The sequence below is a fragment of the Acidipropionibacterium virtanenii genome, from assembly GCF_003325455.1.
GTDB lineage: Bacteria > Actinomycetota > Actinomycetes > Propionibacteriales > Propionibacteriaceae > Acidipropionibacterium > Acidipropionibacterium virtanenii.
In genome coordinates this window covers 1,183,050-1,197,701 of the sequence record NZ_CP025198.1, presented here as the reverse complement: position 1 = coordinate 1,197,701, position 14,652 = coordinate 1,183,050, and the positions used below count along the sequence as shown (strand labels likewise).

The following is a 14,652-nucleotide window of genomic DNA, read 5'->3' as shown; positions in this document are numbered from 1 at the left end:
TCGTGTTCCAGGATGCACTGTCTGCCCGACCGGGCCGCCCCCTGCCTCAAGAACTGGAGTGTTTGCGGACCTTCTCCCCTTTGGCGGTCGCGATGTCACGCAGCTGGGACTGGTAGTCCACCATCTTCACGGTGAGCTCCGAGTCCCCGGAGGCGAGGATCCGCACCGCCAGCAGGCCGGCGTTCTTGGCATTGCCCACCCCCACAGTGGCCACCGGCACCCCGCCGGGCATCTGCACGATCGACAGCAACGAGTCCATCCCGTCCAGATGGGCCAGCGGAACCGGGACCCCCACCACCGGCAGCGGGGTGAGGGCCGCCAGCATGCCGGGCAGGTGGGCCGCCCCGCCGGCACCGGCGATGATCACCTGGATGCCCCGTTCATGAGCCCCCCGTCCGAACTCCACCATCTGCTCGGGCATCCGGTGGGCCGAGACCACATCGGCCTCGAAGGGCACCCCGAACTCGCCGAGGACCAGGGCGGCGGGCTCCATCGTCGGCCAGTCGGAGTCCGAACCCATCACGATCGACACCCTGGGCGCCGCGACGTCATCGCCCGCCACCCGGCGCGCCTTGGTGCGCGGCTCGGACTTGGTCCGCCTCGGCGCCGTGCTCCTGGCGTTCTTCCTGTTCTCAGGCATTCCGGTCTCCCATCAGATATCCGGCGGCATGCCGGGCCCGGCGCCGCACCTCCTCGACGTCGGTTCCGACGCAGGTGACATGGCCCACCTTGCGTCCGGGACGCACCTCCTTGCCGTACAGCTCCACATGAAGCCCGCGATCCCGGGCGAAGCAGTGCTGCAGTGCGCCGGTCAGGTCGGGCTCCGACCCACCCAGCACATTGGCCATCACGACCACCGGGGCCCTCAGCGAGGGATCACCCAGAGGCAGATCCAGCACCGCCCTGATGTGGTTCTCGAACTGGCTGGTGACGGCGCCGTCGATGGTCCAGTGGCCGGTGTTGTGGGGCCGCATCGCGAGCTCGTTGACGACGACCTCGCCGTCGGCCCGCTCCATCAGCTCGACCGCCAGCACCCCCACGACTCCCAGCCGCCCTGCGATCTCCAGCGCCATCTGCTGAATCCCGGCGGCCCGCCGGTCGCTCATCCCCGGGGCCGGTGTGATGGTCTCGGTGCAGATGCCGTCCTCCTGCACCGATTCGCTCACCGGATAGGCCACCGCCTGACCCGACGGCGAACGCACCACGATCGCCGACAGCTCACGGGTGAAGTCGACATACTCCTCGGCCAGGATGCGGATCGGCTGCTGCCCGTCTGCCAGGCCCCCCATCGCCTCGAAGGGCTCGGCCACATCGTCGGGCCCATCGACCTTCCACACGCCCTTGCCGTCGTAGCCGCCGCGCGACGTCTTGGCGATCACCGGCCAGCCGACCCGCTCTCCGAAGGCGACCATCGACTCGGGCCCGCCGCACACCTCCCACTGCGGGCAGGGGACGCCGTCGTCACCGGCGCGCTGCCGCATCACCGCCTTGTCCTGGGCATGCACCAGAGCCTCGGACCCGGGGCGCACCGCCACGCCCATCTCCTCCAGCTCCCGCAGGTACTCAGTGGGGACGTGCTCATGGTCGAAGGTGACGACGTCGCATCCTCGGGCGAAGTCAAGCACCGCCCGCCTGTCCAGATGGGAGCCGATCACCACGTCGCTCATCACCTGGGCCGCCGACTCGTCCGGCCCGGTGGCCAGCAGCCGGGTGCGGATCCCCAGCCGGATCGCGGCCTGGTGCATCATCCGGGCCAGCTGGCCGCCGCCGATGACGCCCACTGTGTACTGACGATGACCCGCATCGGGGGATCCCCCGGGCCTTTCGGCCGGACTCCCGGCAGGACGCGATGACGGGGGCGTCTCCGCCCGGGCTCCTGACTGGCTGCGATCATTCGGGGATGAACTCACCGTCGATATGTTAGAGGATCGGGCGATCCCGGTGCCCCGGCGTGGTCGCCGGCCCGCACAGGCCCTGAACCTGCCCCCGTCCCGACCGAATCCCACGGTTCACCGGGCCGGATAGGACACACTGGGAGCCATGGCACTGTCCCGCAGACTGCTCGGCCCCCAGGAGGACGAGCTGATCCACATGCGCACCCACCCCAAGGCCCTCGTGGGCCCCGTTCTCGTGCTCATCGTCGTGGTGGCCGGAGAGGGAACGGCTCTGGGCCTGATGCCACCGGACCTCGGCGCCTGGGTCCCCTGGGCCGTGGTGGTCCTCGGCGCTGTCCTCCTGGTCGTCGGCACCGTCATCCCCTGGCTGAGATGGCTCACCACCACATACACCGTGACCACACGCAGGATCATCACCCGCCGCGGCATCTTCACCCGGACCGGCCACGATCTGCCACTCACCCGGATCAATGACGTCTCATATGAGCGGAGCCTGCTCGACCGCATGCTCGGCTGCGGCACCCTGGTGCTCACCACGGCCGCGGACGCCCCGGTGACCCTGTCCGACGTCCCCCACGTCGAACAGGTCCACCTGGAGATGAACGAGGTGCTGTTCGAAGACCCCCCTCAGAGCACCTCGACCGCAAGCTGATCGCGCAGCACCCCGGCCGCCGTCGGCGAGTTGCTGCTGGTGAACCGGCTCACCTCCGCGCCATCGCGCTCGGCCACCGCACCGGCGAACTCCCCCTCGACGAAATGCACCGCCGCCCCGTCGTCGACCGCGTACCCGCCGGGCAGCACTCCCGAGGCGATCGCCTGGGCGTAGGCCGGCGGGCGATCCGGTTCCCCGTCGAAATGCGGGCAGAAGGAGCCGGGAAGCAGCCCGAGGCCACCGCGCCAGGGACGCAGGTCTCCGAAGGCATCGGTCAACGATCCGGCGAACCAGCAGGCCGCTCCCGCCGAGACGCCTCCCAGCACGAGGTCGCGGTCCCGGCCCGCCATCTTCCTGATCACATGGTCGACGCCGTGAGCCCGCCACAGGGCCACCAGGTTGGCCGTCGATCCTCCCCCCGACAGCACGACGTCTGCCTGGGACAGCCGGTCCACGGACTCGGCGGCTCCCTGCCACAGAGTCAGCACCATGGTGCGCACCCCCAGTTCCGAGTAGGCCGTCAGGAACCGGTTCACATAGACCGGATCGTCGGCCGCCGCCGTGGGCGCGAAGCACACCAGCGGCGAACGCTTCCCCGACAGGTCCAGCAGATAGCGGTCGAGAGCGGTCGGGGCGCCACGGTCGGACATCGAGAAGCCGCCGCCGCCCATCGCGAGGATGTGGGTGGTCATGGGGCCAGTCTAAGATCACCCGGCCGGACGCAGGTGCTGGACGTCGGCGGCCGCGAAGGACCGGCGCACCCCCTGCGACTCCACCACGATCGACCCGTCCTCGGCGACGTCGACCCCGATCCCCTCGACCACCCGCGGACCGGCCCCCACGGTCTGCGGATCGAAGGTGAGGCGCACCGGCGAACCGATGGTGTCGCACCGGTCGCGGTAGGCGTCACGGACCGTGCCGTCGGCCAGCCACTCGCCCAGCAGCTCGTCCACCCCCCGGATGATCGAGGCGACCAGACGGGCCCGGTCGTGAGGCAGGCCGCACAGCGCCAGGGAGGTGGCCGTCGGCACCGGAAGGTCCTGCTCGCCCATCGAGGCGTTCAGGCCGATTCCGATGATCGCATGCGGACCCTCCGGCCCGTCGACCCGCTCCGAGAGAATGCCGCACAGCTTGCCGCCGTGTTCGCCCTCAGCGTCGACCAGCACGTCGTTGGGCCACTTCAGAGTGACCCGGCCCCGCTGCGCCCCGGCCTCCTCCACGGCCCTCACCACGGCCAGACCCGCGACCATCGACAACCACCCCCAGTCCGCCGCCGGACGGTCGTTCGGGATCAGCAGCGACATCAGGGCCGAGGTACCCGGGGAATCCTGCCAGGGGCGCGAGAAACGGCCCCGGCCGGTCTCCTGGTGATCTGTCACCAGGACCCGGAAGCCCGTGCCGCCCTGACGCACCCACGCGGCCAGATCGGCATTGGTGGAGCCGGTCGAGCGCAACCATGAGATGCCGTCGGCGCCGTGCCGGGTGAATCGCGTCCCGTTTCCCACGAGACCCGCGATCACGGAGGCCGGATCTGTCTGGCTGATTGGCACCGACACAGCGTATCGCCGCTGAACCGCTAGTCTCGCCCCATGGAGATCGACATCCACACCACGGCCGGGAAGATCGCCGACCTGGGGCGTCGCATCGACGAGGCGGTCAACGCCGCCTCACCCGCCGCTGTCGAGAAGCAGCACGCCGCGGGCAAGATGACCGCCCGGGAACGGGTCATGGCCCTGCTCGACGAGGGCACCTTCTCCGAACTCGACGAGTTCGCCAGGCATCGCTCGAACAAGTTCGGGATGGAACGCAGACGCCCCTACACCGACGGCGTGGTCACCGGCGTGGGGGCGATCCACGGCCGCCCGGTCTGCGTCTTCAGCCAGGACGTCACCATCTTCGGCGGCTCCCTGGGCAAGGTCTACGGCCAGAAGATCTGCAAGATCATCGACTTCGCCGTCAAGACCGGCTGCCCGCTGATCGGCATCAACGAGGGCGGCGGGGCGCGCATCCAGGAGGGCGTCTCCTCGCTGGCGATGTACGGCGAGATCTTCCGGCGCAACACCCGTGCCTCCGGGGTCATCCCTCAGATCTCGATCATCATGGGGGCCGCGGCGGGCGGGCACGTCTACTCGCCGGCGCTGACCGACTTCGTCGTCATGGTGGATCAGACCTCCCAGATGTTCATCACCGGCCCCGCCGTCGTCCGGCAGGTCACCGGCGAGGATGTCTCCCTGGAGGAGCTCGGCGGGGCCCGCACCCACTCCGAGACCTCCGGCAACTCGCACTACCTGGCGGCCGATGAGAACGACGCCCTCGAGTACGTCCGCGACCTCATCAGCTACCTGCCCCAGAACAACCTCGAGGACCCCCCGGTCTACGACGAGGGCGAGGCCGATCTCACCATCACGGACCACGACCGCGAGCTCGACACCCTCATCCCGGACTTCCCCAGCCAGCCCTACGACATGCACGAGGTGATCGCCACGGTGCTCGACGAGGACACCTTCCTGGAGGTCCACGAGCTCTTCGCGCCCAATGTGCTGTGCGGATTCGGGCGGATCGAGGGCCGGGCCATCGGCATCGTGGCGAACCAGCCGCTGGTCAACGCCGGCACCCTCGACATCGACGCCTCGGCGAAGGCCGCCCGCTTCGTGCGCGAGTGCGACTCCTTCAACATCCCGGTACTCACCTTCGTCGACACCCCCGGCTACCTGCCCGGCGTCCAGCAGGAGCACCGCGGCATCATCCGGCACGGCGCCAAGCTGATCTACGCCTACGGCGAGGCCACCGTCCCGCTGCTCACCGTGATCACCCGCAAGGCCTACGGCGGCGCCTACATCGTGATGGGCTCCAAGACCCTGGGCGCCGACATCAACCTGGCCTGGCCCACCGCCCAGATCGCCGTGATGGGGGCCGACGGCGCGGTCAACATCCTGCACCGCAAGGACCTCGCCGGTGCCGAGGATCCCCAGGCGATGCGCGACCAACTGGTCGACGAGTACGAGACCACCCTGGCCAACCCCTATGTGGCCGCCGAGGAGGGATACGTCGACCAGGTGATCCATCCTCATGAGACCCGCGAGACGGTCATCCGGATGCTGCGGCTGCTGAGATCCAAGCGCGAGGCGCTGCCGCCCAAGAAGCACGGGAACATTCCGCTGTGACCGCCATCACGCCCACGGCGGACGGGCAGCAGCGTCCCCCCATCCAGATTGCCGGTGGCCGGCTCACCGACGAGGAGCTCGGCGCACTGGTGGCGGTGCTGGCCGCCGTCACCGGCCCGGGCCCCGATCCCTATGTGCCCGAGGACCGGCCCCTGGCCTTCGGCTGGAAGTCCTACTGGCGCACCATCCGCGAGCCCTTCCTGCCCGGCCAGGCCGCCTGGCGTGGATCGCTGCGGAGATACTGATGCCCTCGGTCCCCGGGCGACGCGCAACGGCCTACCACGTGGTGCTGGCCTCCCGGTCGCCCGCCCGGCTCACCAGCCTGCAGCACGCCGGGATCGATCCGCAGGTGATCGTCTCGGGAGCCGACGAGAGCCGCGTCGGGGGTGAGACCGCCGCCGAGCTCACCAGCCGGCTCGCCGAGCTCAAGGGGGAGTCCGTCCTCGCCAGGATCCGGATCGACGGCCCGACCGTCGTGCTGTCCTGCGACTCGGTGCTCGACCTCGACGGTCGCATCCTCGGCAAGCCGCACACCGAGGAGGCCGCCCGCCAGTGGTGGTACCGACTGCGCGGGCGCAGCGGAGTGCTGGTCACCGGGCACCATGTGATCGTGCTCGACGAGCGCTCGGTGCGCCGCGCCACCAGGGTCGGTTCCACCACCGTCACCTTCGCCGACCTCACCGACGACGAGATCGCCGCCTACGCCGCCACCGGCGAGCCCCAGCGGGTCGCCGGAGCATTCACCCTCGACGGGCTGGGCGGACCGTTCATCACCCGGATCGTCGGCGACCCGCACAATGTCACGGGACTGTCCCTCCCGCTGCTGCGCCAGATGCTCCTCGACGTGGACGTGGCCTGGGAGGGCCTGTGGAGAGGCTCCCTCAGGGGGTCCGCAGAGTGAGGGCCGCCACCGACTCGGAGACCGTGTAGGCACCCTCCCAGCCCCGGCCCGTGAAGGTGAGGGACTGCTGCCCGTCGGCCGTGATCCGGAACCCGGCGCCGCTCAGATTCCGGCGCAGGAACTGATAGGTGGACAGCCCCTGGCCGACGTCGATCACCAGGGTGACGTTGTTCGGGTTGTCCACCCGGTAGTCGACGACCAGGTCCTTCGGGAGCATCAGTGCCGCCGGGCCGTTCTCGACGCCGAAATCCCTCAGCGAGGCGCCCTCGGAGGGGGCCGACGCCGCACTCGTACGGCCGGTCGCCGGCAGTGGGGTCTGCTCGGTGCCGGGGTGCGCGGCACCGCATCCCGCCAGCAGGAGGGCCGCCATGCAGGCAACCGCACGGCGCGCGATCATCGGGCCCCTCCAGACGAGCCGGCCGCCGGGACGCCGCCTGCCGGGGCCAGCGCGTCCCGCAGCACCGGGCAGGACATGCACCTGGGCCCGCCGCGGCCAGACCCCAGTTCCGAGCCCGGGATGGTCAGCACCTCGACGCCCGCCTCCTGCAGCCGCGCATTGGTCCTCACATTGCGGTCGTACCCGACCACCACTCTCGGCTCGAGGGCCAGCGTGTTGTTGCCGTCGTCCCACTGCTCCCGCTCCGCGGTCACCGGATCCAGAGCCGTGTCGATCACCCGGAGCCGGTCGATCCCCATCGCCTCGGCCGCCGAGTCGAGAAAGGGCCTGGGCGGACCGACCCGCATCTCATCGCCCTCCATCGTCATGGCGAAGGCCACCAGGGTGTCGGCCACCGGCGGATACATCACGACCGCGTCGGTGTCGACCATCGTGCAGATCGTGTCCAGATGCATGGTGGCCCGCTGCTGGTTGATGGGCACCGCCAGCACGATCCGCGCGGCATCCAGCTCGAAGGCGGTACGGGCGAGTCTCTCTGCTCCTGCGGGGGTCGTGCGCTCCCCCACGCCGACCGCGACCACTCCCGGGGCCAGGTGCATGACGTCGCCGCCTTCCAGACTCTCCAACCTCCACCCGTAGCAGGGAGCATGACCGGAGAAGCGCGGGTGGTAGGCGTAGATGAGTTCGGTCAGCTGGGTCTCCCGGCGTCTGGCAGGCATCGCCAATGAGGTGACCGCCGGGTGGCCGGCCACCCACACGCTGGAGTCCCGCGTGAACAGCAGATTCGGCAGCGGGGCGATGACGAACTCCTCCGGACTCAGCATCGCCGTCACCAGGGACCGCGGAGCGGCCGGCTCGAAGGCCGCCAGCTCGCCGTTGGCCAGGCCGCAGGTGAGGATCTCGGCCAGTCGCTCACTCGAGAGGTCCGCCATCCGGTTGGCCAGATAGACGCGCACCGCCTCCCCCAGACGACGACTGGTGACGACGTCGTTGACGGCCCGGGACCGCGCCTGCTGATCGTCGAGGGTCTGCTCCAGCAGGTCGCGCAGCAGCAGCACCTCGACGCCGTGGTCGGCCAGCAGCCCGGCGAAGATGTCGTGATCGCGCTGGGCCTGATCCACCCAGGGCAGGCCGTCGAACAGCAGAGCGTCGGAGTTGCGCGGCGTCAGGCGGCGCAACTCGTTGCCCGGCCTGTGGAGGATGACCGTCCGCAGCCGGCCGACCTCGGAGCCGACCTCACAGCTGATGTGTGCCATGCGACGACCATACGGTGCCCAGCCGGCGACGACGGACGAGGACCGATCACCGAGGAGAGGGGGAGCTGCCGCCGACACCGGGCGGGGCACCACCCCACCGCCTAGGCTGTCCACATGACAGACCCGAACCTCAGGCATGTGCTGGTGACCGGAGCCTCGCGCGGGATCGGCCGGGCGATCGCCGTCGAACTCGGAGTCGACCATCACATCCTGGTCGGAGGCACCCGGGCCGAGACCGTCCAGGAGGTGGTGGACGCGCTGCCGTCGGCGGAGCCCTTCGTCTGCGATCTCGCCGACGAGCAGTCCACCACCCGGGCCGCCTCCCGCCTGTCCCGCCTCGATGCACTCATCAACTGCGCCGGCATCAGCGCCGAGGGTACGACGATCGCCGAGACCCGGCGAGAGGAGTGGCGGCGGGTGCTCGAGGTGGACGTCATCGCCGTCGCCGATCTCACCCGCCTCGTGCTGCCGCTGCTGCGCGCCTCCCACGGCGACGTCGTGATGGTCAACTCCGGGTCCGGATTCAGCCGCCCCGGCCCGGGAGGCGGCGTCTACGCCGCCGCGAAGTACGCGCTTCGGGCCCTCACGCATGCGCTTCGGGAGGAGGAGCGCGGCACCGTCAGGGTGACCTCGATCCACCCCGGCCGGGTCGACACCGACATGCAGGTCGACCTGCAGGCCCGCGCCGGAAGGCCCTACACCCCCTCGGAGCACCTGCGTCCCGAATCGGTGGCCGCCACTGTCCGGGCGGCCCTGGAGGCCTCGTCGGAGGCCATGATCGAGGAACTGTCCGTGCGTCCGGTCTTCCAGACCTAGGGGCGATCATGGCCGTCACACTGTCGGATCCGACCACCCTCTCCCTGCTCCGGATGGCGGGTCTCGGCCTCGCCGCCGGATGGTCTCCCGATGAGGGGCCGCGGACGACCTCGGCGCTCTCCCCGGCCGAGGAGCTGGCCGCCACCGTCTCCCGGATCGGCGCCGTCCAGTCGCAGAACTGGCGAGGAGCCCTCCACACCCTGGCGATGCGCACCCCGGACCGCAGCCTCGACACCGTCCGGCAGGCCTTCGACCAGGGCCTGCTGGTGCGCACCTGGCCGATGCGCGGAACCCTTCACACGGTGGCCTCCGCGGATCTGCCATGGCTGCTGAAGGCGACTCTGCCGAGGATGGACCGGCAGACCTCCAGGAGAAGGCTCGAGCTCAACATCTTCGAGCCGGTGCTCGAGGCCGTCGCCGAAACCACCCATCAGGAACTCTCCCGGCAATCACTCACCAGGACCGACCTCGTCGCCCGATGGCAACAGGAGGGCCTGATAGGGAAGATGCCGGGACGCGCCTACCACATCTTCATGACCCTCTGCTACCGCGGCATGCTCGCCCTGGGGCCCACTGATGACACGGGGGAACAGCTCGTGGTGGAGCTCGACCTGCCCAAGCTCATGGCAGACCCGTATCCCGTCTACATCCAGCGCTACTTCCGCAGCCATGGCCCGGCCACCCTGGACGACCTCGCCCGCTGGAGCGGCCTCACGAAATCCAGCCTGCGCTCCGACACGAGCAAGGCCAGAACTCGCGGGATCCTGGCCTCCACACCGATCGGCACCCACCAGCTGTGGCACCGACCCGATCTCGACGAGATTCCCGAGGAGGTCCTGGACAGCTGCCGCGAGATGATCCTGCTGTCGGGATTCGACGAACTCATCCTCGGATACCGGGACCGCTCATGCACGATCTCCCCCGAGCAGGAGGGCCTCATCTGCCCGGGAGGCAACGGCATGTTCAAGCACACCATCGTGGAGAACGGGCACGTCGTGGGCACCTGGCGGCGAGGCAGTGCCGGCCACCCGGTGCCCGAATGGTTCACGGACCCCACCGGGCCGCAGCTGAGCGCCTTCGAGCGGGCCGGCGCGCAGCTGCCGTCCTGAGCGATCAGGCCCGGTACTGGCCCTGGTAGGCGCAGTCGAAGGGCGCATTGCCGTGCATGCGGTGCTCGATGGCCGAGACGACGACATTCTTGGCGGTGCGGCAGGCCGCCAGCGGGGTGGCGCCCTTGGCGATCTCCGCGGTGACGGCCGCCGCGAGGGTGCAGCCGGCGCCGGAGACCCGCTCCTGGCCGATCGCCGGTACCTCGAGCACCTCGAGGACGTCGCCGTCGTAGAACACGTCCAGCGCAGTGCCGGTGCCGAGCAGTGTTCCGGCCTTCGCGAGCACGGCGGGGACGCCCTGGTCGTGGATCCGCTTCGCGGCGTCCTTCAGCTGGTCGACGGACGTGATCTCGCCGACCCCGGCAAGAATCTGGGTCTCCAGGAGATTCGGTGTCACCACGTCGGCGAAGGGCAGCACCTTCTCCCGAAGAGCGTTGTCTGTGTCCAGGGCCGCGCCGGCCTCCTGCCCCTTGCAGATGAGGACCGGGTCGACGATCACCTTCGGGAACCGGTACTTCGACAGGGCCTCGGCGACCGCCTCGATCGTGGCGGGAGAGCCGAGCATGCCGATCTTCACCGCGTCGACGGCGCCGTGCACCGAGACCGCGGCCTCGATCTGGTCGGAGATCACCTGAGGATCGATCGGCACGACCCGGTGGGCCCAGTCATGGGCCGGATCGAAGGAGACGATGCAGGTCAGCGAGACGCAGCCGAACACGCCGAGCTGGTGGAAGGTCTTGAGATCGGTCTGCGCCCCGGCTCCACCTGAGGCTTCCGATCCGGCGATGGCAAGTGCAATCTTGGTCACCTCACCAGTTCTACCCGCCCGGAGCGCGCCCCGCATCCCGTCCCGACCGTCGGGACGGGAGTCACTGCGGATCATGCTCCATCACGACACCGTCGCGACCTTCCGAGTCCAGGGCCACCTCGATCCTCCTGGCATGGCGAGCCGACATCTCGGGAAGCGATCCGACCGGGAACCACCGCACCTCGGTGGACTCGTCGTCGCCGACCCCCGCCTCGCCGCCGGCCCAGCGGCACAGGAAGTCGTGGTCCAGATAGCGGCAGCGATCGCCATTGGGGTACTCGAGAGGCCCGGAGACGCAGACCCGGACCATGCGGACCACCTCGATCCGCACCCGGGCCTCCTCAAGGGCCTCGCGCACCACCGTCTCGGAGGGGAGCTCCCCCGGTTCCACGATGCCGCACACCGGCGTCCACGCACCATTGTCCGAGCGCCTCACCAGGAGCACCTCACGGCCCTTGCCACGGCCCGGCTCCCCCGCACCGTCGCGGACCACTGTGGCCGTGGCTCCCGACAGCCACAGCTCCCGGTGCCCGATGTCCTCGCGCAGGTCGGTGATGAATCCGGGTGTCGCCATGGCGCAGACGCTACCGGACGCCGCGCGAGGTCCTGACACTCCAGTCCTGCCCCTCCACTCCTTCCGCTCGATGCCGTGCGGCGGGAACCCTGATGTGGCACGAACCCGGCCACACCGTCCGGAACCGCAGCCGAAATCGTCATCCGCGCCACATTCGGACCTGATGGCAACGCCCCGCGGAACCTTGCGAACGTGAGCTGTGCCACATTCGCGGCGAACTGCCCCTAGACTCCACATGGACTCGTCCCGGCAGGGATTCGTGAAGAATGGAGGCAATCGTGGGTCAGACCATCCACCGTGTGCTCGTCGCCAACCGTGGAGAGATCGCGGTTCGCATCATCCGGGCAGCGGCAGACGCCGGCATCACCAGCGTCGCCGTCTACGCGGACTCCGACGCCGACGGACTCTTCGTGAAACTCGCCGACGAGGCCTACGCCCTCAATGGCATCACCCCCGCGCAGACCTACCTCGATATCGACAAGATCCTCGACGTCGCACGCCGCGCCGAGGTCGATGCGGTGCATCCCGGCTACGGGTTCCTCTCCGAGAACGCCGACTTCGCCCAGGCCGTGACCGACGCCGGGCTGATCTGGATCGGCCCGCCCGCCGAGGCGATCCGCTCGCTGGGCGACAAGGTGCAGGCCCGTCATATCGCCCAGAAGGTGGGGGCCCCGCTGGTGCCGGGCACCCCCGACCCGGTGTCCGGGGCCGAGGAGGTCGTCGAGTTCGCGAAGGAGCACGGGCTGCCGATCGCCATCAAGGCCGCATTCGGAGGTGGCGGACGCGGGCTCAAAGTGGCACGGACCATGGATGAGGTCGCGGATCTCTATGAGTCCGCGGTGCGCGAGGCCGTCACCGCCTTCGGTCGCGGAGAGTGCTTCGTCGAGCGCTACCTCGACAAGCCCAGACACGTCGAGACCCAGTGCCTGGCCGACCAGTACGGCACCGTGCAGATCATCTCGACCCGCGACTGTTCCCTCCAGCGCCGTCACCAGAAGCTCGTCGAGGAGGCCCCGGCGCCATTCCTGACCCCCGAGCAGACCGAGCGCCTCTACCAGTCCTCCAAGGCCATTCTCAAAGAGGCCGGGTACGTCGGCGCCGGGACCTGCGAGTTCCTCGTCGGGCGCGACGGCACCATCAGCTTCCTCGAGGTGAACACCAGGCTCCAGGTCGAGCATCCCGTCTCCGAGGAGGTCTCGGGAACTGATCTGGTCCGGCTCATGTTCCACGTCGCCGAGGGTGGGCGCCTCGACGACGCCGACCCCGTGCTGCGCGGCCACTCCATCGAGTTCCGCATCAACGCCGAGGATCCGGGTCGCGGGTTCATCCCCGCACCGGGAACCCTCACCGCATGGGTGCCCCCCACCGGCCCCGGAGTCCGGGTCGATGAGGGCTATCACACGGGCATGACGGTGCCCGGCGCCTTCGACTCCCTGATCGGCAAGCTCATCGTCACCGGCAGCAGCCGCCAGCAGGCGCTCGAACGGGCCCGGCGGGCCCTCGACGAGATGCGCGTCGAGGGAATGCCCTCCGTGGTGGCCTTCCATCGCGTCGTGGTCCGCGACCCGGCGTTCACCGCTGAGGACGGCAGTTTCGGTGTCTTCACCGACTGGATCGAGACCGAGTTCAACAACGAGATCGACGCCTACACCGGCGAGCTCGGCAATCCCGAGGAGATCGATCCCCCGCACACCGTGGCCGTGGAGGTCAACGGGAAGAGGGTCGAGGTGCGCATCCCGGCCTCCCTCCAGGCGGCCCGCACCGTGCCCGGCAGTAAGCCGCAGCGACCCAGGAAGCGCTCTCACGGCGGTCACCGCCCCGCCCAGCCCAGCGGCAACACACTCGCATCGCCGATGCAGGGAACGATCGTCAAGGTGGAGGTCGTCGAGGGCGAGCAGGTCAACGAGGGCGACCTCGTCGTGGTCCTGGAGGCGATGAAGATGGAGCAGCCCCTCACCGCCCACCGGTCAGGAGTGATCCGCAACCTCATCGCCGACCCCGGGGCCGCGGTCGCCAGCGGTGAGGTGGTCTGCGAGATCGTCGACGCCGAGTAGTCGAGAAGGGGAAGGCAACTCCCCCTCCGCTCGCGCAGGCGCTCGCTGACCCCCTCGAGCGCCGGCTCAGCCGGGTGCCCGGACGGGCGCCGCCGGCCACGCGCTGCGGCGCGGCTCTGAGACCACGGCCAAACCCTTCCTCCCCGAACGGGTCGGGTCAGCGCTCGCCGACTACGCAGCAGTGCGAAACCTCACAGATCGAGCTGAACACTGTGGCGCTCCTGTGATCATTAGTCCGCTGTGGGCCATTCACCTTGAGCACAGGTGCTGTTGACGGCAGGATGGGACCATGCTTGGGAATCTCGTCCTGCTCGCCATGTTCATGGTGGGGCTTGTCGCGACCATGGCCGCCATGTCGCGCGCTCAGAAGCAGGCGCGCGAGGTGGAGGCCCGACGGGCCAAAGCGATCGAGTCCCGCGTCAACCAGATGCGCAAAGACACCGAGGCCGATGTCACGGCCTTCGGGGAGAGTCTGCGCGAGCTGGATCTCGAGGTCGGGGCCGAGGACCTCTCCCCCGAGGCGCGCGACGACTGGAAGCGAGCCCTCGACTGCTACGACCGCGCCAAGGACCTGATGCTCTCCGATCCCGGCACCGGCAACATCACCCTGGTCACCGAGGCCCTCGAGGAGGGGCGTCACGCGGTGGCCTGCGTCAAGGCCCGCGAAGCCGGCGAACCGGTCCCCGAGATGCGCCCGCCGTGCTTCTTCGACCCCGCCCACGGCCCCTCGACGACCGAAGTCATGTGGTCGCCTGAGGGCGGGGTGGCGCGCAAGGTTCCCGCCTGCGCCGCCGATGCCGCCCGGATCCAGCAGGGCCGCTCGCCGTGGATCCGCACCGTCGCCATGGAGGGCCACCAGGTGCCCTACTGGGAGGCCGGGAACGACTACGCGCCATGGGTGCGCGGCTACTACCACCGCTATGAACAGAGCCCCGTGATGAACGGGCTCGCCGTCGGCGGACTGGGCATCCTCGGACTGGGGCTCTTCTCCGCCCTGTTCGACGACGGCCCGATGGGCCCCTGACC

The 14,652-nt window shown here is 69.6% G+C and carries 16 protein-coding genes; 8 read left to right on the top strand and 8 right to left on the bottom strand.

What is annotated here, in order from left to right; all coding sequences use genetic code 11:
- Positions 1-46: 46 nt before the first annotated feature.
- Together purE and JS278_RS05440 are read right to left on the bottom strand one after the other, a co-directional pair.
- Entirely contained in the window at positions 47-640 is a 594-nt protein-coding gene (gene purE, locus JS278_RS05445) for a 5-(carboxyamino)imidazole ribonucleotide mutase (RefSeq protein ID WP_114044305.1), read from the bottom strand.
- Positions 633-1,748: a 5-(carboxyamino)imidazole ribonucleotide synthase gene (locus JS278_RS05440; protein ID WP_245935276.1), complete on the bottom strand. Its 1,116-nt coding sequence runs from the start codon at positions 1,746-1,748 to the stop codon at positions 633-635. Before JS278_RS05440 ends, purE begins: the two co-directional genes overlap by 8 nt.
- A gap of 292 nt (positions 1,749-2,040) precedes the next feature.
- Here JS278_RS05440 and JS278_RS05435 point away from each other — a divergent pair, with 292 nt between their 5' ends.
- Complete coding sequence (locus JS278_RS05435) at positions 2,041-2,547, top strand: PH domain-containing protein (protein ID WP_114044304.1); 507 nt, start codon at positions 2,041-2,043, stop codon at positions 2,545-2,547.
- Here JS278_RS05435 and JS278_RS05430 read toward each other — a convergent pair.
- Positions 2,523-3,239, bottom strand: a complete 717-nt coding sequence (locus tag JS278_RS05430; protein WP_114044303.1) for a Type 1 glutamine amidotransferase-like domain-containing protein — start codon at positions 3,237-3,239, stop codon at positions 2,523-2,525. The genes JS278_RS05435 and JS278_RS05430 overlap by 25 nt on opposite strands.
- 15 nt (positions 3,240-3,254) lie before the next feature.
- Entirely contained in the window at positions 3,255-3,971 is a 717-nt protein-coding gene (locus JS278_RS05425) for a biotin--[acetyl-CoA-carboxylase] ligase (protein ID WP_245935275.1), read from the bottom strand.
- A gap of 165 nt (positions 3,972-4,136) precedes the next feature.
- Between JS278_RS05425 and JS278_RS05420 the strand changes: the two genes are divergently transcribed.
- The 3 genes from JS278_RS05420 to JS278_RS05410 are packed head-to-tail and all read left to right on the top strand — an operon-like array spanning position 4,137 to position 6,612.
- Complete coding sequence (locus JS278_RS05420) at positions 4,137-5,711, top strand: acyl-CoA carboxylase subunit beta (RefSeq protein WP_114044302.1); 1,575 nt, start codon at positions 4,137-4,139, stop codon at positions 5,709-5,711.
- 41 nt (positions 5,712-5,752) lie between these two features.
- Positions 5,753-5,956 (top strand): acyl-CoA carboxylase subunit epsilon, encoded by a 204-nt coding sequence (locus tag JS278_RS05415; RefSeq protein WP_114046132.1) that lies wholly within the window; start codon positions 5,753-5,755, stop codon positions 5,954-5,956.
- Complete coding sequence (locus JS278_RS05410) at positions 5,956-6,612, top strand: Maf family protein (RefSeq protein ID WP_114044301.1); 657 nt, start codon at positions 5,956-5,958, stop codon at positions 6,610-6,612. Before JS278_RS05415 ends, JS278_RS05410 begins: the two co-directional genes overlap by 1 nt.
- Here JS278_RS05410 and JS278_RS05405 read toward each other — a convergent pair.
- Together JS278_RS05405 and JS278_RS05400 are read right to left on the bottom strand one after the other, a co-directional pair.
- Positions 6,593-7,009 (bottom strand): hypothetical protein, encoded by a 417-nt coding sequence (locus JS278_RS05405; RefSeq protein WP_114044300.1) that lies wholly within the window; start codon positions 7,007-7,009, stop codon positions 6,593-6,595. The two genes, JS278_RS05410 and JS278_RS05405, sit on opposite strands and share 20 nt — an antisense overlap.
- Complete coding sequence (locus tag JS278_RS05400; protein ID WP_114044299.1) at positions 7,006-8,265, bottom strand: arginine deiminase; 1,260 nt, start codon at positions 8,263-8,265, stop codon at positions 7,006-7,008. The genes JS278_RS05405 and JS278_RS05400 overlap by 4 nt, the downstream gene beginning before the upstream one ends.
- Before the next feature lie 114 nt (positions 8,266-8,379).
- On the opposite strand from JS278_RS05400, the gene JS278_RS05395 reads away from it, so the two are divergent.
- The gene (locus tag JS278_RS05395) at positions 8,380-9,081 is read left to right on the top strand and encodes an SDR family oxidoreductase (protein WP_114044298.1); all 702 of its coding nucleotides are present in this window, start codon (positions 8,380-8,382) and stop codon (positions 9,079-9,081) included.
- 8 nt (positions 9,082-9,089) lie between these two features.
- A complete protein-coding gene (locus tag JS278_RS05390) occupies positions 9,090-10,190 on the top strand; it encodes a winged helix DNA-binding domain-containing protein (protein WP_114044297.1) in 1,101 nt (366 codons plus the stop codon).
- 4 nt (positions 10,191-10,194) lie between these two features.
- Here the strand turns inward: JS278_RS05390 and JS278_RS05385 are convergent, their stop codons facing one another.
- Both JS278_RS05385 and JS278_RS05380 read right to left on the bottom strand, forming a co-directional pair.
- Positions 10,195-10,998 carry a hydroxymethylpyrimidine/phosphomethylpyrimidine kinase gene (locus JS278_RS05385; RefSeq protein WP_114044296.1) on the bottom strand — a complete coding sequence of 268 codons (804 nt, stop codon included), beginning with the start codon at positions 10,996-10,998 and terminating at the stop codon, positions 10,195-10,197.
- Positions 10,999-11,059: 61 nt separating this feature from the next.
- Positions 11,060-11,572, bottom strand: a complete 513-nt coding sequence (locus JS278_RS05380) for an NUDIX hydrolase (protein WP_114044295.1) — start codon at positions 11,570-11,572, stop codon at positions 11,060-11,062.
- A gap of 278 nt (positions 11,573-11,850) precedes the next feature.
- Here JS278_RS05380 and JS278_RS05375 point away from each other — a divergent pair, with 278 nt between their 5' ends.
- Positions 11,851-13,626, top strand: a complete 1,776-nt coding sequence (locus JS278_RS05375) for an acetyl/propionyl/methylcrotonyl-CoA carboxylase subunit alpha (protein WP_114046131.1) — start codon at positions 11,851-11,853, stop codon at positions 13,624-13,626.
- 289 nt (positions 13,627-13,915) lie between these two features.
- Entirely contained in the window at positions 13,916-14,650 is a 735-nt protein-coding gene (locus JS278_RS05370; protein ID WP_114044294.1) for a hypothetical protein, read from the top strand.
- Positions 14,651-14,652 lie beyond the last annotated feature (2 nt).

What these genes read in the sequence shown, in the direction of transcription:
- purE (WP_114044305.1), bottom strand. Translation starts at nt 640, where the DNA reads ATGCCTGAGAACAGGAAGAACGCCAGGAGCACGGCGCCGAGGCGGACC.
- JS278_RS05440 (WP_245935276.1), bottom strand. Translation starts at nt 1,748, where the DNA reads ATGATGCACCAGGCCGCGATCCGGCTGGGGATCCGCACCCGGCTGCTG.
- JS278_RS05435 (WP_114044304.1), top strand. Translation starts at nt 2,041, where the DNA reads ATGGCACTGTCCCGCAGACTGCTCGGCCCCCAGGAGGACGAGCTGATC.
- JS278_RS05430 (WP_114044303.1), bottom strand. Translation starts at nt 3,239, where the DNA reads ATGACCACCCACATCCTCGCGATGGGCGGCGGCGGCTTCTCGATGTCC.
- JS278_RS05420 (WP_114044302.1), top strand. Translation starts at nt 4,137, where the DNA reads ATGGAGATCGACATCCACACCACGGCCGGGAAGATCGCCGACCTGGGG.
- JS278_RS05410 (WP_114044301.1), top strand. Translation starts at nt 5,956, where the DNA reads ATGCCCTCGGTCCCCGGGCGACGCGCAACGGCCTACCACGTGGTGCTG.
- JS278_RS05405 (WP_114044300.1), bottom strand. Translation starts at nt 7,009, where the DNA reads ATGATCGCGCGCCGTGCGGTTGCCTGCATGGCGGCCCTCCTGCTGGCG.
- JS278_RS05400 (WP_114044299.1), bottom strand. Translation starts at nt 8,265, where the DNA reads ATGGCACACATCAGCTGTGAGGTCGGCTCCGAGGTCGGCCGGCTGCGG.
- JS278_RS05395 (WP_114044298.1), top strand. Translation starts at nt 8,380, where the DNA reads ATGACAGACCCGAACCTCAGGCATGTGCTGGTGACCGGAGCCTCGCGC.
- JS278_RS05390 (WP_114044297.1), top strand. Translation starts at nt 9,090, where the DNA reads ATGGCCGTCACACTGTCGGATCCGACCACCCTCTCCCTGCTCCGGATG.
- JS278_RS05380 (WP_114044295.1), bottom strand. Translation starts at nt 11,572, where the DNA reads ATGGCGACACCCGGATTCATCACCGACCTGCGCGAGGACATCGGGCAC.
- JS278_RS05370 (WP_114044294.1), top strand. Translation starts at nt 13,916, where the DNA reads ATGCTTGGGAATCTCGTCCTGCTCGCCATGTTCATGGTGGGGCTTGTC.